Source organism: Alteriqipengyuania flavescens (assembly GCF_030406725.1).
Taxonomy (GTDB): Bacteria; Pseudomonadota; Alphaproteobacteria; order Sphingomonadales; family Sphingomonadaceae; genus Alteriqipengyuania_B; species Alteriqipengyuania_B flavescens.
Genome location: NZ_CP129107.1, coordinates 1,155,302 through 1,174,978, shown reverse-complemented (window position 1 = coordinate 1,174,978; position 19,677 = coordinate 1,155,302). Strand labels below are relative to the sequence as shown.

General features: G+C 65.4%; 15 protein-coding genes. 10 read left to right on the top strand and 5 right to left on the bottom strand.

Features of this window, described 5'->3' with window-relative positions; translation table 11 throughout:
* The first annotated feature begins 39 nt into the window (after positions 1–39).
* Together QQW98_RS06105 and QQW98_RS06100 are read left to right on the top strand one after the other, a co-directional pair.
* The gene (locus QQW98_RS06105) at positions 40–666 is read left to right on the top strand and encodes a biliverdin-producing heme oxygenase (RefSeq protein ID WP_290136640.1); all 627 of its coding nucleotides are present in this window, start codon (positions 40–42) and stop codon (positions 664–666) included.
* On the top strand, positions 663–3,197 hold the full coding sequence (locus QQW98_RS06100) for an HWE histidine kinase domain-containing protein (RefSeq protein WP_290136639.1): 2,535 nt from the start codon (positions 663–665) through the stop codon (positions 3,195–3,197). Before QQW98_RS06105 ends, QQW98_RS06100 begins: the two co-directional genes overlap by 4 nt.
* Positions 3,198–3,218: 21 nt before the next feature.
* Here the strand turns inward: QQW98_RS06100 and QQW98_RS06095 are convergent, their stop codons facing one another.
* Together QQW98_RS06095 and QQW98_RS06090 are read right to left on the bottom strand one after the other, a co-directional pair.
* A complete protein-coding gene (locus QQW98_RS06095; RefSeq protein ID WP_290136638.1) occupies positions 3,219–3,782 on the bottom strand; it encodes a DUF305 domain-containing protein in 564 nt (187 codons plus the stop codon).
* A gap of 18 nt (positions 3,783–3,800) precedes the next feature.
* On the bottom strand, positions 3,801–4,070 hold the full coding sequence (locus QQW98_RS06090; RefSeq protein ID WP_290136637.1) for a metal-sensitive transcriptional regulator: 270 nt from the start codon (positions 4,068–4,070) through the stop codon (positions 3,801–3,803).
* A gap of 96 nt (positions 4,071–4,166) precedes the next feature.
* Here QQW98_RS06090 and QQW98_RS06085 point away from each other — a divergent pair, with 96 nt between their 5' ends.
* Together QQW98_RS06085 and QQW98_RS06080 are read left to right on the top strand one after the other, a co-directional pair.
* On the top strand, positions 4,167–5,915 hold the full coding sequence (locus tag QQW98_RS06085; RefSeq protein WP_290136636.1) for a copper resistance system multicopper oxidase: 1,749 nt from the start codon (positions 4,167–4,169) through the stop codon (positions 5,913–5,915).
* A 356-nt stretch (positions 5,916–6,271) separates the two neighbouring features.
* Positions 6,272–7,024 (top strand): copper resistance protein B, encoded by a 753-nt coding sequence (locus QQW98_RS06080; protein WP_319023305.1) that lies wholly within the window; start codon positions 6,272–6,274, stop codon positions 7,022–7,024.
* A 21-nt stretch (positions 7,025–7,045) separates the two neighbouring features.
* Here QQW98_RS06080 and QQW98_RS06075 read toward each other — a convergent pair whose 3' ends face one another.
* Positions 7,046–9,280: a DUF305 domain-containing protein gene (locus QQW98_RS06075; protein WP_290136634.1), complete on the bottom strand. Its 2,235-nt coding sequence runs from the start codon at positions 9,278–9,280 to the stop codon at positions 7,046–7,048.
* 128 nt (positions 9,281–9,408) lie between these two features.
* Here QQW98_RS06075 and QQW98_RS06070 point away from each other — a divergent pair, with 128 nt between their 5' ends.
* Both QQW98_RS06070 and QQW98_RS06065 read left to right on the top strand, forming a co-directional pair.
* Entirely contained in the window at positions 9,409–9,816 is a 408-nt protein-coding gene (locus QQW98_RS06070) for a baeRF12 domain-containing protein (RefSeq protein ID WP_290136633.1), read from the top strand.
* Between the two features lie 120 nt (positions 9,817–9,936).
* Entirely contained in the window at positions 9,937–10,947 is a 1,011-nt protein-coding gene (locus tag QQW98_RS06065) for a serine hydrolase (protein ID WP_404800876.1), read from the top strand.
* 111 nt (positions 10,948–11,058) lie between these two features.
* Here the strand turns inward: QQW98_RS06065 and QQW98_RS06060 are convergent, their stop codons facing one another.
* Positions 11,059–11,328 (bottom strand): entericidin EcnAB, encoded by a 270-nt coding sequence (locus QQW98_RS06060; RefSeq protein ID WP_290136632.1) that lies wholly within the window; start codon positions 11,326–11,328, stop codon positions 11,059–11,061.
* 294 nt (positions 11,329–11,622) lie between these two features.
* Here QQW98_RS06060 and polA point away from each other — a divergent pair, with 294 nt between their 5' ends.
* Together polA and QQW98_RS06050 are read left to right on the top strand one after the other, a co-directional pair.
* Entirely contained in the window at positions 11,623–14,478 is a 2,856-nt protein-coding gene (polA, locus tag QQW98_RS06055) for a DNA polymerase I (protein ID WP_290136631.1), read from the top strand.
* Positions 14,479–14,510: 32 nt separating this feature from the next.
* Positions 14,511–15,590: a mechanosensitive ion channel family protein gene (locus QQW98_RS06050; protein ID WP_290136630.1), complete on the top strand. Its 1,080-nt coding sequence runs from the start codon at positions 14,511–14,513 to the stop codon at positions 15,588–15,590.
* Between the two features lie 40 nt (positions 15,591–15,630).
* Here the strand turns inward: QQW98_RS06050 and QQW98_RS06045 are convergent, their stop codons facing one another.
* A complete protein-coding gene (locus tag QQW98_RS06045; protein ID WP_290136629.1) occupies positions 15,631–17,979 on the bottom strand; it encodes a CDC48 family AAA ATPase in 2,349 nt (782 codons plus the stop codon).
* Positions 17,980–18,399: 420 nt separating this feature from the next.
* Between QQW98_RS06045 and QQW98_RS06040 the strand changes: the two genes are divergently transcribed.
* Both QQW98_RS06040 and QQW98_RS06035 read left to right on the top strand, forming a co-directional pair.
* A complete protein-coding gene (locus QQW98_RS06040; protein ID WP_290136628.1) occupies positions 18,400–19,122 on the top strand; it encodes a CoA transferase subunit A in 723 nt (240 codons plus the stop codon).
* Positions 19,119–19,673, top strand: a complete 555-nt coding sequence (locus QQW98_RS06035; RefSeq protein WP_290136627.1) for a nuclear transport factor 2 family protein — start codon at positions 19,119–19,121, stop codon at positions 19,671–19,673. The genes QQW98_RS06040 and QQW98_RS06035 overlap by 4 nt, the downstream gene beginning before the upstream one ends.
* The last annotated feature ends 4 nt before the right edge of the window (positions 19,674–19,677 follow it).

Genomic DNA, 19,677 nt, shown 5'->3' with positions numbered 1-19,677 from the left:
TTTTTTGCCATTTGGTGCATTAAGGCCCGACGGGGATCGATGAACGCGCATCACGCCATTCCGGAATCGTCCACCGCCATGCCGGGCGCGGCAGGCGGCGGCGTGCGCGCGCGGCGAAACGGCGCGCGCTTCCATTTGCGCGATGTCACCCGCGGGGAGCACGACGACACCGAAGCGGCCTTCGCGCCGTTCGACCTGTCGAAGCCAGCCGGATATCGCGCCTTCCTGCAAGCCCACAACGGCGCGCTTGCCGCCCTCGAAGGGCCCATCGAAGGCCGTGGCTGGCCGGAGTATGCGTCGCGCCGCGGTCTCCTGGAAGCCGACCTGGCCGATCTGGGTGATGCCGAGCGTCCTTCAGCGATGGAGCCGCCCGCCCTTTCCGGCGACGCACACGTCTGGGGCGCGCAATACGTGCTCGAAGGTTCGCGCCTGGGCGGGCAAATCCTCGCGCGGCAGGTCGCCAAGGGCAGTCCCACACGCTATCTGTCCGGCAACGACGAAGCGGGAACCGACGACATGCGGCCGTGGCAGGAATTCTGCGCCGCGCTGGAAGACGAGGCCCGCCGCCACGGGCCGCAATGGCTCGCCGATGTCGAGGACGGTGCACGCGCCACCTTCCGCCTCTTCCGCGAGGCGGCGAAAATTTTTTCAGGAACGACGATTTGACCGAACTCCTCCCTCCCGACGCGCAAATCGGCATCACCAATTGCGACCGCGAGCCGATCCACATCCCGGGCGGGATCCAGGACATAGGTTTCCTCGTCGCGCTCAGCGCCGACTGGCTTGTCCAGCGCGCTGCAAACACGGAGAAATTCCTCGGCATCGCGCCCGAAGACATGCTCGGCAAATCCCTGCCTGATGTCTTCGCCAAGCAGGCCGTCGACCTTGTCCGCGACCGGATTTCCATGCTGCGCGGCAAGGATTCGGTGGAGCGGCTGTTCGCCGTGCCGCTGCTGGAAGACGGTTCGCTGTTCGACCTCGCGCTGCATTTCTCCGGCAGCTCGGTCGTGCTGGAGGCGGAGCGGTCGAAGGGCGACCAAGTGGAAGTGTCCTCCACCACCCGCAACATCCTCGGCCGGCTGGCGGCCAGCCGCGACGTCGAGAGCCTGCTCAACGAATGCGCCCGGCAGGCCCGCGCACTGCTCGGCTTCGACCGGGTGATGATCTATCGCTTCGCCGCCGACGAAAGCGGCGAGGTGGTGGCGCAGTCCGTCGCCCGCGGGTTCGAGAGTTTCCTCGGCCTCAACTTCCCCTCCACCGACATCCCGCAGCAGGCGCGAAAGCTGTATGTGCGCAACACGTTCCGCATCATCGGTGATGCCACGGCGGAGCAGGTGCCCATCGTGCAGCGCGGCGAGGGCGAGCCGCTCGACCTGTCGCTGGCGCTCTACCGCGCGGTTTCCCCGATCCATCTCGAATATTTGCGCAACATGGGCGTGGCCGCGTCGCTTTCGATCTCGATCATCGTGGGCGGCAAGCTGTGGGGCCTGATCGCCTGCCACCACCACCAGCCGCACATGCCGTCCTTTGCGGAGCGGAGCGCGGCCGAACTGTTCGGCCAGATCTTCTCGCTCCAGCTCGAAAGCCGGCTCAACGCCGAAAGCACGGATTACGAATCGAAGGCCCGCCACGTCGGCAACCGGGTGATGACCGCGGCGGCGCAGGATACGCAGAAACTGCTCGACGCTGAATGGCTGCTCCAGTTGATGGACGATGCGATCGAATGCGACGGCATCATGGTCCACATGGAAGGCGAGATGTCGTCGGCCGGCATCCACCCGGACGAGGGCATTTTCCAGCGCCTGATCGACACGCTGAACACACGTGATGCGCAGCTCATCCACCATTCGCACAATTTGTCGGCCTACCTCGGCGAGGATGGGCTCGACACGCCCGCGGCCGGTTTCCTCGCCATCCCGATTTCGCGCCGCCCGCGCGATTACATGGTGCTGTTCCGCGAGGAGCAATTGCGCTCCGTGCGCTGGGCGGGCGAGCAGGCGAAGCACGTCACCCAGACCGAAGACGGGCTGGAACTGACCCCGCGCAAGAGTTTCGAGGCCTGGAAGCAGACGGTGACCGGGCAGTCGAAACCCTTCAATCTGTCCGAAGTGCGTGTGGCCACTTCGCTGCGCAGTACGCTTCTGGAAATCGTGCTTCGGCTGAGCGAGGCGGCTAGCGAGGAACAGCGCAAGGCGACCGAGCAGCAGAAATTGCTGATCGCCGAACTCAATCACCGCGTGCGCAACATACTCGCCCTGATCCGCGCGCTGATGAGCCAGACCAAGCGCAAGAAAGGCAGCATTTCCGACGTCGTCGATACGCTGGAAAGCCGGGTCAAGGCGCTCGCCACCGCGCACGACATGCTGACGGCGGAAAACTGGGCCCCGACCCCGCTGCGCACGCTGTTCGAAGTCGAACTGCAAGCCTATATGTCGCCCACGAAACAGCGGGTGACGATGGACGGGCCGGACGTCTCCATCCTGCCCGAAGCCATCCCGATCATGGCGCTGGTGATCCACGAACTGGCCACCAACGCGGCGAAATACGGCGCGCTGAGCGACAGCGGCACGATCGCGCTCGACTGGTATTGCGACGACGACAAGAACCTGGTGCTCAACTGGCGCGAGAAGGGCGGTCCGGCCGTGCAGAAGCCGGAGCGACAGGGCTTCGGCACCACCATCATCAACAACTCCATCCCGCACGAACTGGGCGGCGAATCGGCGATCAAATACAATGTCGGCGGCATCGAAGCCTGCTTCACCGTACCGGCCAAGCATGTCGTGGTCATCGAGGATGAAGACGTCGAAGAAGCGTCGGCTGAAAAGCCCAAGATACGCTCCATCCCGCTCGGCAAGGAACGGATGCTGCTGGTCGAGGACAGCATGCTCATCGCGCTCGATGCCGAAGACCAGCTGCGCGACATGGGCGTGGGCGAAGTGGTGCTGGCCGCGAGCAACAATGCCGCGCTGCGGGCGCTCGACGAAGACATCACCATCGCCATGCTCGACTTCAACCTGGGCGACGAGACCAGCCTGCCCATCGCGGAAAAGCTGCGCGAGAAGGGCGTACCCTTCTTCTTTGCCTCCGGCTACGGCGCGGGCGACGTGCTGCCGGCCGAATTCGCCGACGTGCATGTCATCACCAAGCCCTATTCCCGCGACCAGATAGAGCAGGCCATCGCGCAGATCCGGGGCTGATTGCCGGGAAGCTGACCGGTCCTATTCTCCGGGAGTGGGCGTACCCGGATTGACCTTGCCTTCGAAGGCGGGGACGGGCCGTGCGGCCGCGTCCGCCTCGGTCGCGGCGATGCCGTTGGCTTCGATATCCTCCAGCAGCCAGCGCATCTCATCGATTTCCCTGCGCTGCGCGCGGATGATGTCGTTGGCCAGCTTGCGCACGCGCACGTCCTCGATACCCGCCCGTTCGCTCGTCATGATAGCGATCGAATGGTGCGGGATCATGGCCGACATGTAATCGCTATCGTCCACCGTCACCTGGCTGCGCAAGAGGAAGAGGGCGAGCGCAAAGGTCACCGCCGACACGCCGATGATGATCCAGTTCTTCGCCCGGTTACGGTACATGCCCCACATGAAGGCGAGCATCACGACCGCCATCACCGCGCCCATGACGAACATCATCCAGAACCGCGTCTCGCTCCAGAAGACATGGTCCAGCGCATAGGTGTTGAGATACATCAGGCCGAGCATGATGACGGTGGAGGTCCCCACCATCGCCATGAAGCGTGCGTAATTGCCCAGTCCGTTCTTGTCGTTGTGATCCATGGTTTGCCCTGTCAGTGCCTATTTTCTTGAGCCCGCGAACAGCTCGACCAGTTCTGCGAATTTCTCTTGCTGTTCTGCCGCATCGCCGCTGGCGATGGCTTCGGCCACGCAGCAGGCGGCATGGCTTTTCAGCACCTCGCTCTCGACCCGGCCCAGCGCTGCGCGCACCGCCTGAATCTGCTGGAGGATGTCGATGCAGTAGCGGTCATCCGCCACCATCTGCGCCACGCCGCGCACCTGGCCTTCGATCCGGTTGAGCCGGTTCTGGATATTTTTCGTGTTGCCCATTGCGTCAAGCCTCAAAATCCATATACCCCCTCCGGGTATGGATATATACCCCTTTGGGGTATGTAGCCCCGACAGTGGTTGAAAGGCAAGCCTTCCATGAAGCAGATGATTTCAAGGCGCGGATTCCTGGGCAGTTCGATGATCGCCGCCAGCGCCGCAGCCGGTGCCGCTCCGGCCTGGGCGCGCGGCGAAACGATGCACGAGGCGGCCAAGGGGCCGGGCACGGTTTCGGGTGAGGATATCGACCTGACGATAGGCCACGCCCGCTTCTCCACCGGGGCTCAATCGGGCAAGGCGATCGCCATCAACGGCACGATCCCCGGCCCTTTGGTGCGCCTGCGCGAAGGGCAGGACGTGCGGCTCAACGTCACCAACACGCTGGACCATGACAGTTCGATCCACTGGCATGGCCTCTTGGTCCCGTTCCAGTTCGACGGAGTGCCAGGCGTAAGCTTCCCCGGCATCGCACCGGGGGAAACCTTTACCTATGAATTCCCGATCCGGCAGGCGGGCACATACTGGTGGCACAGCCATTCCGGCCTGCAGGAACAGATGGGCCATTACGGGCCGATCGTGGTGGAGGCGGCAGACGGTTCCGATGCCCGCTTCGATCGCGACTATGTGGTCCTGCTAAGCGAATTCACGCCGATGCATCCGCACGATATCATGCGCAAGCTGAAGGTGTCGGAAGGCTATTTCAATTACACCAAGCAGACCGCGACCGAAGGCGACATGCCGGTGGCCGACCGCGTGATGTGGGGCGGCATGCGAATGAACCCTCGCGACATTTCGGACGTCACGGGATCGACCTACACCTATCTTGTCAACGGCCACGGACCGCTGGACGACCTGGAATATCTCTTCACACCGGGAGAGCGGGTGCGGCTGAGGATCATCAACGGCAGCGCGATGACCTTCTTCAACGTACGCCTGCCCGGCGTTCCGATGACCGTGATCCAGGCCGACGGGCAGGACGTGCAGGATGTCGTTGTCGACGAATTGCAGATCGGCACGGCGGAAACCTACGACGTCGTCGTCGAGCCTGGCGCTGGCGCGCACACCATCGTGGCGGAGGCGATGGATCGCAGCGGCATGGCCATCGCCACGCTGACCAGCGAGAGCGGCCGAAAGGGCATCGTACCCCCGCTGCGCGAAGTTCCGACGCTGACCATGGCCGACATGGGCATGGCGATGGACCATTCCGGCATGGCAGCCGGCGGAGAGATGGCCGGTATGAGCGGGGAAATGGATCACCCCGCCGGCCACGCCATGGGCGCGATGGATCACGACATGCGCAAGACCGAAAACCTGCCGCCCGATGTCGAGGCCGGGCCGGGGGTCGACATGGTCGCGCCAATGCCGGCGGACCGTATGGATTTTCCCGGGCTCGGCCTCGACAGCGTCGACCACCGCGTGCTGCGCTACACCGATCTGAAGGCCGTGCGACCCAATTCGGTACGACCGCCCGAACGGGAAATGGAAATCCACCTCACCGGCAACATGGAACGCTACATGTGGTCCTTCGACGGCAAGGTCTTCACCTCCGTCACCGACGACCCGATCCGTTTCGGCTTCGACGAGCGGGTTCGCGTGACGCTGGTCAACAACACGATGATGGCCCACCCGATCCACCTGCACGGCCATTTCTTCGAACTGGTCAACGGTGCGGGCGAAGCGCACCAGCCGCTGAAGCACACGCTGGTCGTGCAACCGGGTAGCAAGGCGACGTTCGACCTCACCGCAAACGAGCCCGGCGACTGGGCTTTCCATTGCCACCTGCTGTTCCACATGCATGCCGGGATGATGCAGGTCGTCACCGTTCGCCCCTTCCCGGAGGCCGGATGATGCGCAGCCTGCCGATCTTTCCAGTAGCGATGCTGATTAGCCTGTCCGCGCCCGCGGCGGCGCAGGACCATGCGCAGCACCCGCCTGCCGGGCCGCAGGAAATGGACCATTGCGCGATGGGCCATCTGCCGCCCGAACAATGTCCTCCAAAGGACGCACCGCCGCCCCCTTCCGAGCCCGCCATGCCTGAGCCAGCCATGCGGGTCCCTGCGGAAATGGATCACTGCGCAATGGGCCACCTGCCGCCCGAACAATGTCGGCCGAAGGACGCTGACGATCCGCACGCCGGTCACAGGATGGAGGGAGGGACCCCCGCTCAAGGCGATGCGCATGCCAGCCATGCGATGGGGGCTGCGATGGCTTCCGCCCCGGAAGCACCGCCCCCGCCGCGCGCTTTCGGCGGGCCGCGCCACGCTGCCGACGCCATCTGGGGCGAGGCTGCAATGGGACGGGCGCGCGAACAGCTGGCGCAAGAGAACGGCGGCCAGGCTTTCGGTACGCTGATGGCGGAGCGACTGGAATATCGCGCGGGCGAGGAAGACCTTTACCTGTGGGACGTGCAGGGTTGGTACGGCGGCGATCTCGATCGCCTGTTCCTCAAGTCCGAAGGCGAAGGAGAGTTCGGCGGCGGACTGGAAAGCGCCGAGGTCCAGGCGCTGTGGAGCCACGCCATCGGCCCGTTCTTCGATCTGCAACTGGGCGCGCGATACGATTTCGCGCCGCTCGACCGGACCTACCTCGTCGCCGGCGTTCAGGGCCTCGCGCCTTACATGTTCGAAGTGGATGCCGCCGCCTTCCTGTCGGATGAGGGCGACCTCACCGCGCGGATCGAGGCGGAGTACGACCAGCTGATCACCCAGCGCCTCGTCCTGCAACCGCGCGTCGAAATCGGCCTTGCTGCGCAGGATGTGCCGGAGCTCGATCTGGGCTCCGGCATCACGAAGGTCGAGGCGGGGCTGCGCTTACGCTATGAAATCGCGCGCGAATTCGCCCCTTACGTGGGCCTTTCCTACGAGGCGGCCCTCGACCGTACGGCGGATTTCGCCCGTGACGACGGGCGCGATCCGGACGGGATGGCGCTGGTTGCCGGGGTGCGCGCCTGGTTCTGACGCGCACCCGAGTGCGGCAAATCAGCCCCCGTTGCGGCTTTCTTCGATCGCGTCCTGCGGCCAGGTGACCTGCGTCTGCGTCTGCGGGTTGAAGACGCCGCCGGGATAGATCGCGGCCTTGGCCGCGTCGATCTCGGCCTGGCTCAGGAACTCGCTCGGCGTCAGTTCGAACACGTCGAGGCCGCGGGCGATTTCCGTGCCGTAGATCTTGCCGTCGTACCAGTAGGCCGACCAGTAGCCGCCCATCGTCAGGCGCGGTTCGAACACCGGGCCGCGGTCGAAGAAGGCGATTTCGAACGGATTGGCGGGATCGGTGAAGTCGATCACGCTGATGCCGCCCTGGTACCATGCCTGCACGAAGATATCGCGGCCCGGCACCGGGATGATCGAACCGTTATGCGCGACGCAGTTTTCCTTGTCGCTTTGCGGCGCGGGCATCTTGAACTTGCCCTGCTGCACCAGCGCGCGGCCTTCGACGGAATAGAACGCGTCTGCGCCCCAGTCCATCCGGTCGCCGGCCTGGCACCGCGGACGGCCACCGCCGCCCCACTCGTCGGTGAACAGCACGACGCTGCCGTCGTTGTTGAACGTGGCGGAGTGCCAGTAGGCAAAGCCCGGATCGGTCACGGCGTCGAGGCGGACGGGGTTCAGCGGATCGGTGATGTCCATCAGGATGCCGTTGCCCGAACACGCGCCGGCGGCGATGTTCTTGGCCGGGAACACGGTGATGTCGTGGCACTGGTCGGTCCGGTAGGTGTCCTGCGTACCGTTGCCGTGGTCGCCGCCGGTCCACAGGCCCGCGACCTCGCCCGTTTCCTGGTTGGCGAAGACGCGCGGGCTGCGCACGATGCGCGCGGCGGCGGGATTGGCCACCGGCACTTCGATCACGTCGATGCTGAAATAGGACGTGCCGTCGCCACCCGGGATTTCGGTGCAGCCGGGCAATTCCTCGCCGGAACGCACGCGCGCGGTGCCGGAGTTGTAAATGACCAGCCGGTCGGCATCGGCGCTGACGATGGAGTGGGTGTGCGAGCCGCGGCAGGTCTGCACCTGCCCGACCTGCACCGGCGCCGTCAGGTCCGAAATGTCGAAGATGCGCAGGCCGCGGAAACGCTCTGCGCTGACATCGCCCTCCACGCCCTGCCGGCCGCAATCGACGCGGCCGCGGGTCTGTTCGACCGACATGATGAGGAGGTCGCCCGCGATCGAGACGTCGCCCTGCCCGCCGGGGCAGACGACCGAACTGATCAGCTGCGGTGCGGCATCGTCGGTCAGGCGATAGATGTTGAAACCGTGGTAATTGCCCGCGACCATGATGTCGTCCTGGAACGCCATGTCGGTCTGGCTGAAGCTCAGGAGCGGGCTGCGCGGGCTCCATTCGGTGCCGGCGGCGGGATCCTCTGCGGTCGCCTCGCTCGCTTCGCCTTCGGCTGCGGCCATCGCCCGCTGCTTGGCGAGCGGCAGGCCGGCGGGGTTGTCCGCATCGAAGAAGCCGGCGGGCTTGGGAAGGCTGGCGAGCAGCGTCATGTTGGAAATCGCCGTGCCCGCGTCGCGGAAGCCGGCAGAAAGGCCCGCGCGCGGATCCTCCGAAAGGCCGGCGAGCAGCACGTTCATCCGCTCGATCTCGCTCGACTGGTCGTTCTTCACATCGCTGGTGAAGCTGTAGAGCTGCGGATCGTAGGCCGCGCCGGGGGTAGAGAACAGCTCGTCCACCATGGTGATCGCGCCCCTGTGATGCGCGGTCATCAGCTGCAAGAACAGGCGGTCGAACTCGGTCCCGTTGAGGCTCGCCAGCCGGGCGATGTCCTCGGCCGAGGCCATGCCCTCCATTGCAAAGCCGCCGTGCATTGCGTGCATCGCGTGGGGGCCGCTGGCGGCGGGGACGGCGAAGCCGCGATCGGCCAGCCAGGTGTTCATGAAGGCGATCTCGTCCGCCTGCCCGGCAAGGATGCGGTTGGCGATCGTGATCACGTCATCGTTGCTGGTGCGCCCGTCGACCAGTTCCGACAGGACGACCGCCTGGCGGTGATGCGGGATCATGGCCTGGAGGAAATGCCCGTCCGCCTCGATGAAGCGGGTGTCGGCGATACGGGTCGCCTCGTCCGCGGTCAGCGCGCGGCCCTGAGCGCCCGGGGCGCCGGGCTGTACGATCGGCACGTCCTGTGCCATTGCTGTGCCGGCCATCAGCATGGCGGCGATTGTGAAACCTGCGCCCATGAAACATGTGTTGGCGCGCCGAAGGGTCTTGGTCGTCATAAAAATATTCTCCCAGCTCGGCGCGACATAGGCACGCCTTGGCCCCTGCTCGTCAAGCGGCCATGCAACTTTGGTCGGCGAGCATCGTTGGTTTGTCGAAGACATCAATGCAGACGAGGAGAATCCGAATGGAATTGCCGCACAATTCGCACGTTGCCGTGGTCGATGGGGAACGCTTCGTGCTGTTCCGCAACGCAGGCAGCTCGGCCGAACCGCGCCTTGAAGACGCGCAGGAGGTTTCGGTCGAAGGCGAGAATTTCAGTGCCGGCGTCAAGCACCAGGACCCGGTCAGCCAGCGGCACGGGCGGACGGACCTTGAAGAACTCGCCCACGCGACCGCTGCAGCCGAATGGCTCAACCGCGCCGCTCTGGACGGCACGATCGAGAAACTGGTGGTGATCGCCGACCCCAAGTCGCTCGGCGAAATGCGCCGCCACTACCACGGCAAGCTGGAAGAAATGCTGGTCGGGGAAGTCGACAAGACCATGACCGGCGAACCCGCCGACAAGATTGCAAAGGCCATTGCTGCCGCCTGAGTGGGCCGCTGTAACGTCGTTTCGTCCGGCTGAAGGAATCGGCCCGTCGCGCATGCATTGTGCGCGGCGGGCCGTTGCGGTTAATATTTTGCCAACGACCAATCTGATAGCTTGCGAATCATGACCTTACCAACCTTGCGCAAACTCTTCCTTTCCCTTGGCGCGATGGGCGCCGCCCTCGGCCTGCCAGCAGTCGCCGCGGCCGACGATCTCAAGGCCACGTTCGATGCCTCGCTCGGCACCGAAGTCCGCGCCCCGGCCGATTTCAGCGCGCAGTACCGCAGCGAACTCGAACGCCGGATCGCCGCCATTGCCGACGGGTCGCGTGGCCGCATCGGCGTGTTTGCGATGGATTTGCAAAGCGGGGAGACGGTGTCGGTCCTCGGCGACCAGCGTTTCCCGATGGCCAGCACCAGCAAGATCGCGATTGCCGCGACGTTCCTCGAAGGGGTCGATCAAGGGCGCTGGAGCCTGACGAGTGAATTTCCGCTGCTGCACCCGACGCGCTCGGCCAAGTTCAGTTCGTCCGTCGCGCCGGTGCGCACCGGCGACTATCTCAGCGCGATCAAGCTGATCGACCTGATGATCACCCGCTCCAGCAACCCGGCGACCGATGCGCTGCTGCGCGTCGTCGGCGGGCCGCAGGCGGTCAACGACTGGATGCGCCGTGCAGGCATCGACGAATTCACTCTCAGCCGCGACATCGCCACGCTGGTCCGCGACGACGGGGAATACGATCCCGCCGCGATCATCGACCCGCGCGACAGCGCCACGCCGCGCGCGATGGTCCAGCTGATGAGCGGGATCTGGCAGGGACGCTGGCTGAGCGATTCCAGCCGGCGGGTCATCATTTCGGCGATGGAGCGTTGCCGCACCGGAACGCGCCGCATCCCGGCCCGCATGCCGAGCTACGTAACGGTCGCCCACAAGACCGGCTCGCTCAACAACACGTCGAGCGATATCGGCATGCTCACCGGGCCCGACGGGCGGACGATCGCGGTGGCGATCTACGTCACCGGTCAGGGCGCACGCGGCAATCGCGAGGCACGGATCGCGGAAATCGCGAAGGAAGTGTTCGACGGATACCAGCAGCCGGCCCGCGTCTGGACTTCGGCCACCTACGCCAACTGATGGGTCAGCGGCCTTGCGGCCCACATCGGTCGCACTTTCTCCGTCCGCGCATAAAGAAAGGGCGCGGCCTTGCGGCCACGCCCTTCCTGAAACGCTAGAAGCGAGCTGGGCTTAGTCAGCTTCAGCTTCGGCAGTCGTTTCGTTCTGCACTTCAGCTTCGGCTTCAGCAGCAGCTTCGTCGACTTCGGCAGCACCTTCAGCAGCCATCGCGTCAGCGTCGGCAGCCATTTCGTCGGCGCCTTCGGCCATTGCGTCCATGTTGGCTTCAGCGTCGGCAGCGGCCGAATCGGCGGTTGCTTCTGCGGACTCTTCGGTGCCTTCCGAGCAAGCGGCGAGCGACAGGGCGGTGGTGGCCACAGCGGCCAGTACGATCTTACGCATAGGTCAAATTCCTTGAACAGCGATTTTAAATCGCCCCGCCGAGCGGATGCCGCGGCGTTTTGGGCGGAGCCTGCGAAACCGCAGGACACGCCCCCTAAATAAAGGCGGAAATGTGGCAATGCAAGCCCTATGCGCAAAATCGCAGTTTTCCGCGATTCCCAGGCCCGTGACGGCGCATTTATACACAGGCGATGGCACAATTATGGCAGATTGTGTCGTGATTCGAGCATCCTGTGTCCGACATCCCGCGAAATCCGGCTGACCTCGGCCCTGCGCACTGCTAGCACCGCCGCCATGAGCGACAACAGCAAGCAGCATCTCTACCTGGTCGACGGGTCGGCCTATATCTTCCGCGCCTATCACCGCCTGCCTCCGCTGACCAATCCGGAAGGCACGCCGGTCGGCGCGGTCTATGGCTACACTACGATGCTGTGGAAGCTGGCTGACGACCTCGACAAGGCGGACGGCCCGACGCATCTCGCCGTGGTGCTGGACAAGTCGAGCAAGTCGTTCCGCAACGACATCTACCCCGAATACAAGGTGCACCGGCCCGACCCGCCCGAAGACCTGGTGCCGCAGTTCCCCCTCATCCGCGATGCCACCCGCGCATTCAGCCTGCCGATGGTCGAGGAACCCGACGTGGAAGCGGACGACATGATCGCGAGCTATGCCCGCGCGGCGCAGGATGCCGGCTTCGACGTCACCATCGTCTCGTCCGACAAGGACCTGATGCAGCTGGTCGGCGAGAAGGACGGCGCCAAGATCGACATGCTCGACACCATGAAGGATGCGCGCATCTACATCCCCGAAGTCGAGGAAAAGTTCGGCGTGAAGCCGGAGCAGCTGGGCGATGTCCTGGCGCTGATGGGCGACAGCGTGGACAACATCCCCGGCATCTTCGGCGTCGGCCCGAAGACGGCGAGCAAGCTGATTTCCGAAAACGGCACGCTGGAGGCCGCGCTCGATTCGGCGGGGGACATGAAGAAGTCCAAGCTGAAGGAGCGCCTGCTGGAAGGGCGCGACATGGCGATGCTGAGCCGCGAGCTGGTGGAACTGCGCTCCGACTGCCCGCTGCCGATCCCGCTCGAAGACATGAGGCTGGACGGCATTCCCGACGCGCCGTTGGCCGAATTCCTCACCCTGCACGGCTTCACCTCGCTGCTGAAGCGGCTCGACGCCGGCTCCGGCAGCCCGGCGCGCACGACCAATCTCGACCCGGCAAAGGCGGATACGAAAGCCGCCGAGGCGCAAGCAGACGGCGCGCGCCAGCCGTTGCCGGATTTCCCCGCCGTCGACCGCTCCGCCTATGAATGCGTGCAGGACGAGGTTGCGCTGGATGCATGGATCGCCCACGCATTTGCCGCCCATGCGGTGGCGGTGGATACCGAAACCAGCGCGCTCGATGCCATTTCCGCCGACCTCGTCGGCATCAGCCTCGCCGTCGGCGCGAACGAGGCCTGCTACATCCCGCTCGCCCATTTCAACGAAGGTGGCGGCGGTGAAGACATGTTCGCCGAAAAGCCCAGGCAGGTGGACCGCGACGTCGCGCTCGCAAAGCTGAAGCCGCTGCTGGAAAGCGATGCGGTGCTGAAGATCGGGCAGAACATCAAATACGATCTCAACGTGCTCGCCCGCCACGGGATCGCGGTGGCACCCATCGACGACACGATGATCGAAAGCTTCGTACTGGATGCCGGGCGCTCGCTCGACGGGATCGGCGGCGGGCACGGGATGGACGAGCTGGCCGAACGCCACCTCGGCCACACCTGCCTGAAATTCAAGGACATCTGCGGCACCGGCAAGAAGGCGATCCCATTCGGCGAGGTGCCGCTGGACAAGGCGACCGAATACGCGGCCGAGGATGCCGACGTGACCTGGCGTCTCCACCAGCACCTTTCCTACCGCATGGCCCCCGAAGGCGCGGTGACGATTTACGAACGCGTCGACCGCCCGCTGATCCCGGTCGTCGCGCAAATGGAGCGCGAAGGCATCAAGGTGGACCGCGACCGGCTGGCGAAGCTGTCGGGTGAATTCGCGAAGGAAACCGACCGGCTCGAAGGCGAAATCCACGACCTGGCGGGCGAGGAGTTCACCATCGGCAGTCCCAAGCAGCTGGGCGACATCCTGTTCGACAAGATGGGCCACAAGGGCGGGCGCAAGGGCAAGAGCGGCCAGTATTCGACCGACCAGGCCACGCTGGAGAAGCTGGAAGCGCAAGGCGTGCCGATCGCGCGCAAAGTGCTGGAATGGCGCCAGCTGACCAAGCTGCGCAGCACCTATACCGACGCACTGCAGGCCGCGATCAATCCCGATACGGGCCGCGTCCACACCAGCTACAGCCTGGTCGGCGCGCAGACCGGGCGCCTGTCCTCGACAGATCCGAACCTGCAGAACATCCCGATCCGCACCGCCATCGGCCGCCAGATCCGCGAGGCGTTCGTGCCGGAAAAGGGCAACGTTCTGCTCGCCGCCGATTACAGCCAGATCGAATTGCGGCTGGCGGCGCATATGGCCGATGTCGACGCGCTGAAGGACGCTTTCGCGAAGGGCGAGGACATCCATAACCGCACCGCGCAGGAAATGTACGGCGAGGTCACGCGCGATACCCGCGCGCAGGCGAAGACGATCAATTTCGCCATCCTCTACGGTATCTCGCGCTGGGGCCTGGCGGGGCGGCTGGGCGTGGAGGCGGACGAGGCGCAGGCGATGATCGATCGCTATTTCGAGCGTTTCCCCGGCATCCAGCGCTACATCGCCGAAACGATGGAGACCGTGCGGGCGCGCGGCTATTCCCAAACGCTGTTCGGGCGCAAGACGTGGTTCCCGCGCATCAATTCGAAGAACCAGGCCGAACGGCAGGGCAGCGAGCGCGCCGCAATCAACGCGCCGATCCAGGGCACCAGCGCCGACATCATCAAGCGCGCCATGGTGCGCATGCTCCCCGCCCTCGCCGACGCCGGCCTGCCCAATGTACGCATGCTGTTGCAGGTGCACGACGAGCTGGTGTTCGAGTTGCCGGAAGGCGACGTGGCCGCAGCGGGCCCGGTGATCGAGCGGGTCATGGCCGAAGCCGCCCTGCCCGCAGTAGAGCTTAGCGTACCGCTCGGCATAGAGATCGGCACGGGGCCGAGCTGGGACGCCGCGCATTGATGTGAGCGCGGCCATTCTTTAAGGGCGCCGCCATGTTCGAACGCTACAATCCCGCCAACTGGACCATCGCGTGGGACGAGGTGGCCATGGCCGCGCTCGCCCTGCTAGTCGCGGTGACGATCGCCTATGTCTTCTACCGCGTCGTCTTCGCGGTAATCTTGAAGCTGACCTCCATGTCGGAAACGACGGTGGACGAGATGGTGGTCAAACAGATCCGCCGCCCGATAAAGTGGGCGCTGATCGCGATTGCCGTCACGCTGGTGGCCCAGACAAACCCCGCGCTGTCCGCCGTGTGGGAGCCGCTCGGCCAGTTCCTGCGCCCGGCGCTGCTCGGCTGGATCGCCTACACGCTGGTCAAGGCCTTCACCGCCGCGCTCGAATTCCGGCTGGAGACGAGCCACGATCCCGTCGCGGTGCGCAGCCGCCGGACGCGCCTCGCCATCTTCAGCCGCACGGCGACCTTTGCCATCGTGTTCATCACCGTAGGCCTGATGCTGCTGACGATCCCCGGCGTCCGCTCCATCGGCACGACGCTGCTCGCGTCCGCCGGCCTCGCCGCGCTGGCCATCGGCGCAGCTGCGCAGCCGGCACTGAAGTCGCTCATCGCGGGCCTGCAGATGGCGATCACCGAACCGCTGCGCATCGGCGACCTCGTGGTGATCGACGGCCACACAGGCCGGGTCGAGGAAATCCGCATGAGCTTCGTCATCGTGCGCACGTGGGACGAGCGCGCCGTGGTGGTGCCGACCAACCAGTTCCTCGACCAGAGCTTCGAGAACTGGTCGCGCAAGTCGGAAAAGCTGACCGGACCCGTCATGCTGCACCTCGACCCCATCGCCGAGATCGCGCCGATCCGCGAGGAGTTCCAGCGCTACGTCCAGGCGCATCCGCTGTGGGACCAGCGCACGGTGCAAATGGTGATGACCGAGGCGCATCCCGAAAGTATCGAGCTGCGGCTGGGCCTCAGTTCCAACACCATCGGCGACCTGTTCCAGCTTCGCTGCGACGTGCGCGAACACATGATCGGCTGGCTGAAGGCGAACCAGCCGGAGGCGCTGATCCGCCACCGGCTGGAAGTGGAATCGGCCAACCAGCGCGCGGCCGGCGCCTGATCGCCCGGCCCCTACGCCAGCCCCTGCGCCAACCCTTGCCCTAGCCCTCTTCGGGCGCAGCCTCCTCGTCCGCCGCATCGCCGCCGTGCTTGCGGTCGCGCGTGGGGGTGAGCATTCCGTCGGACAGGAAGCCGATCGGCATGATTTCCGCCGCGCGCTTCTTCAGCTCGCCGCGCATCTTGCGATATTCTTCCTCCATCTTCGACGTCACGGTGGCGCGGCTGTCCTCCAGCGCCCCGTCAAAGTCCGCCATGGTGACCGTGTCCGCCGCCTCGCCGCTGCGGCCGATGGCGTTGAGGCCGGCGCGGCGCACCACGTCTTCCAGGTCCGCCCCGGTGAAGCGCGCCGTTTCCTTCGCCACCTTGTCCAGATCGACATCGTCCGCCAGCGGCATGTTGCGCGTGTGGATCTTGAGGATGTGGACGCGGCCCTTCCGGTCCGGCGTGCCGACATAGACCAGCTCGTCGAAGCGGCCCGGGCGCAGCAGCGCGGGATCGACCAGCGTCGGCCGGTTGGTCGCGCCGATCACGACGATGGACTGCATCTCTTCCATCCCGTCCATTTCGGCGAGGATGGTGTTGACCACGCGGGCGGTGACCTGCGGCTCGTTGCCGCTGGTCCCGCGCGCGGGCACCAGGCTGTCGATCTCGTCGATGAAGAGAACACAGGGCGCAACTTGCCGTGCGCGGGCGAACAGGCGGCTGATCTGCTGCTCGCTCTCGCCGTACCACTTGGAGAGGAGGTCGCTCGATTTCACCGAGATGAAATTGGCCTCCGCTTCCTTGGCAACCGCCTTGGCGAGCAGGGTCTTGCCGGTGCCCGGGGGGCCGTAGAGCAGGAAGCCGGTGGCCGGGCGGATGCCCAGCCGGCGGAAGGCATCGGGGTTGCGCAGCGGCAGCTCCACGCCTTCGCGCAGCTTCTCCTGCGCATCGTCGAGCCCGCCGATGTCGGCCCAGCCGATGTCGGGCACCTGCACCATCACCTCGCGCATGGCGGAGGGTTGCACCCGCTTGAGCGCGCTCATGAAATCCTCGCGCGTGACGCTGAGTTCTTCCAGCACTTCGGGCGGGATAGTCCGCTCGTCGAGGTCGAGCTTCGGCATGATCCGCCGCACCGCATCGATCGCCGCCTCGCGGCCCAGCGCGGCGATGTCCGCGCCGACGAAACCGTAGGTCGCCTTGGCCAGTTCCTTCAGGTTCACCTTGTCGCCCAGCGGCATGCCGCGGGTATGGATTTGCAGGATTTCGAGCCGCGCGCCTTCGTCCGGGACGCCGATGATGATTTCGCGGTCGAAGCGGCCGGGGCGGCGCAGCGCCTCGTCGATGGCATCGGGCCGGTTAGTGGCGGCGATGACGACCACGTTGGCGCGCGCTTCCAGCCCGTCCATCAGCGTCAGCAGCTGGGCGACGAGGCGTTTCTCCGCCTCGCCCGGCACACGGTCGCGCTTGGGGGCGATGGAATCGATTTCGTCGATGAAGATGATCGCGGGCGCTGAACGGGTCGCTTCCTCGAACACCTCCCGCAGCCGCTTCTCGCTTTCGCCATAGCCGGAGCCCATGATTTCCGGGCCGTTGATGACGAAGAATTCGGCATCGCTTTCGTTGGCGACCGCCTGGGCGAGCCGGGTCTTGCCGGTTCCGGGCGGGCCATGCAGCAGCACCCCGCGCGGCGGATCAACGCCGAGGCGGGTGAATAGCTCCGGATAGCGCAGCGGCAATTCGACCATCTCGCGCAGCTGCTGGATCGTGCCTTCCATGCCGCCGACATCGTCGTAGTTGATGATCGCGCGGGCATCGCGGGGTTCCTCGAACTCGGCGCGCATCTCAACCTCGGTGTCCTCGTCGATATGGACGATACCCTTGGGGCTGGTGGAGACGACCTGCAGGCGGATCTGCGTCAGCGCAAAGGCGGGCGCGTTGAACATGCGGCGGATTTCCGGCGGCATGTCGGCGACCGGCTGCTGGCCCTGCGTCGCGACGAGGTCGCCGGTAACGATCGGCTTCTTGAAGAAATTGCGCTTGAGCGCCTGCGGCGGGCCCTGGATGCGCATTTCGCGGCGCGCAGGGGCGAAGACGACGCGTGTGGCCGGGCGCGATTCGGCGCGGGAAATCTCCACGTGCTCACCGCTACCGGTTTCCGCATTGCCGCGCTGCAACCCGTCGAGGCGGACCACGGCAAGGGCCTCGTCCTCCGGATGGGCGGCGACGGCGATGGCCGCCGTCGTGCGCTTGCCTTCAATCTGGACCACGTCGCCTTCGGTGATGCCCAGCTCCTGGAAGGCGGAGCGCGGCATACGGGCAATGCCCTGCCCGCTTTCGGCCTGCCGCGCGGCGGCAACCTGCAGGCGTACGGTGTTGGTTCGTGTTGCGGTATCGGCGTCGTCGGCCATGAATGCCCGTCCCTCGTGATCGTTTTCGTTTTCGCTGCAGGCGAGATGGGATCGCCCTTCAGGATTGCAAACGGGCACGGCGCGCGGGGTTTCCGACGGGAGCCAAGAAAAAGGCCCGGTCGGACAAGCCAACCGGGCCGGAAAGTTTTGGGAGAGGATGCCTAAAAGGCACGAGGAGATATGCGCGCGGCGGCTCCATCTCGCAAGTGCGAAAGAAAGAAGCATGGTTGCATCCTTTGCAACTGAGAAGCAGATAGTTGAATTTGCACGGGTTTCGGGAGAAGTCTGCGAACTTCGCATTCGAATGCATTGCATTGCAGCACAAAATCACTCTCGCCCGGTGCACCGGGGTTGGGGGGGTGACACACGGCGGGCACGCTCCTAACAGTCGGGCTTAGCGCCAAACGCTCCGGAGGCCCGATGCAGAAGCTTTACCCCGATGCCGCCGCCGCCCTCGAAGGGCTGCTGACCGACGACATGCTGATCGCCAGCGGCGGCTTTGGCCTGTGCGGAATCCCCGAGCGGCTGCTGGTCGCGATCCGGGAAAGCGGGGTCAAGAACCTTACCTTCGCCAGCAACAACGCGGGGATCGACAACGAAGGCATCGGCATGCTGCTGCGCACGCAGCAGGTGAAGAAGATGATCTCCTCCTACGTTGGCGAGAACAAGGAATTCGAGCGGCAATTCCTTTCCGGCGAGCTGGAAGTGGAATTCTGTCCCCAGGGCACGCTGGCCGAACGCATGCGCGCGGGCGGTGCGGGCATCCCGGCCTTCTACACCAAGACCGGCGTCGGCACGCAGGTGGCCGAAGGCAAGGAGGTGGCGCAGTTCCCCAATCGCGAGGGCGTGATGGAGGACTATATCATGGAGCGCGGCATCTTCGCCGACCTCGCCATCGTGAAGGCGTGGAAGGCGGACGAGACCGGCAACCTCGTTTTCCGCAAGACCGCGCGCAATTTCAACCTGCCCGCCGCGACCTGCGGCAAGGTCTGCGTCGTCGAGGTGGAGAAAGTGGTCAAGGCGGGCGAGCTCGACCCCGACTGCATCCACTTGCCCGGCGTCTACGTCCAGCGGATGATCGTGGGTGCGCCCTACGACAAGAAGATCGAGTTCACGACTACCCGCCAGCGGGAAGCGGCATGAAGTCCGCGCCCGCCTTCGCTCTCGCTCTCGCGGCCCCGATCGCGCTCGCCGGCTGCGCCATCAATTCGGGCGACGTGTACAACGCAGGCCCGGTTGCCGCGCCAGCGGCCGACCCTGCCGACGTCGCGGCGATCGATGCCGCGCTGGACGATGTCTACGCGGTCATTTCCGGTCCCGCCGGTCAGGAACGCGATTTCGAGCGGATGCGCACGCTCTTTATGCCGGACGCGCGGTTGAGCGCGATTACCCCGCGCGGGCTCAACGGCATGACCGTGGACGGCTATATCGAGCAATCCGGGCCGTTCCTCGTCTCGAGCGGCTTTACCGAACGCCAGCTTGCCCGCCGGATCGAGATCTACGGCGACCTTGCCCATGCCTGGTCGAGCTACGAAGGGGCCTTTACCCGGCCCGACGGGAGCCCCGGCAGCGTGCGCGGCATCAACAGCTTCCAGCTGATGCGGCAGGATGACGGGCGCTGGCTGGTCCAGTCGATCTTCTGGCAGGCCGAAAGCCCGGACAACCCCTTGCCCGCGGACATGGCGGGCAACTGAAGCA

Coding starts and splice junctions, on each gene's coding strand:
- QQW98_RS06045 (WP_290136629.1), bottom strand. CDS start 17,979: ATGGCCGACGACGCCGATACCGCAACACGAACCAACACCGTACGCCTG.
- QQW98_RS06040 (WP_290136628.1), top strand. CDS start 18,400: ATGCAGAAGCTTTACCCCGATGCCGCCGCCGCCCTCGAAGGGCTGCTG.
- QQW98_RS06070 (WP_290136633.1), top strand. CDS start 9,409: ATGGAATTGCCGCACAATTCGCACGTTGCCGTGGTCGATGGGGAACGC.
- QQW98_RS06095 (WP_290136638.1), bottom strand. CDS start 3,782: ATGGATCACAACGACAAGAACGGACTGGGCAATTACGCACGCTTCATG.
- QQW98_RS06035 (WP_290136627.1), top strand. CDS start 19,119: ATGAAGTCCGCGCCCGCCTTCGCTCTCGCTCTCGCGGCCCCGATCGCG.
- QQW98_RS06050 (WP_290136630.1), top strand. CDS start 14,511: ATGTTCGAACGCTACAATCCCGCCAACTGGACCATCGCGTGGGACGAG.
- QQW98_RS06080 (WP_319023305.1), top strand. CDS start 6,272: ATGGCTTCCGCCCCGGAAGCACCGCCCCCGCCGCGCGCTTTCGGCGGG.
- QQW98_RS06060 (WP_290136632.1), bottom strand. CDS start 11,328: ATGCGTAAGATCGTACTGGCCGCTGTGGCCACCACCGCCCTGTCGCTC.
- QQW98_RS06105 (WP_290136640.1), top strand. CDS start 40: ATGAACGCGCATCACGCCATTCCGGAATCGTCCACCGCCATGCCGGGC.
- QQW98_RS06075 (WP_290136634.1), bottom strand. CDS start 9,280: ATGACGACCAAGACCCTTCGGCGCGCCAACACATGTTTCATGGGCGCA.
- QQW98_RS06065 (WP_404800876.1), top strand. CDS start 9,937: ATGACCTTACCAACCTTGCGCAAACTCTTCCTTTCCCTTGGCGCGATG.
- QQW98_RS06085 (WP_290136636.1), top strand. CDS start 4,167: ATGAAGCAGATGATTTCAAGGCGCGGATTCCTGGGCAGTTCGATGATC.
- polA (WP_290136631.1), top strand. CDS start 11,623: ATGAGCGACAACAGCAAGCAGCATCTCTACCTGGTCGACGGGTCGGCC.
- QQW98_RS06090 (WP_290136637.1), bottom strand. CDS start 4,070: ATGGGCAACACGAAAAATATCCAGAACCGGCTCAACCGGATCGAAGGC.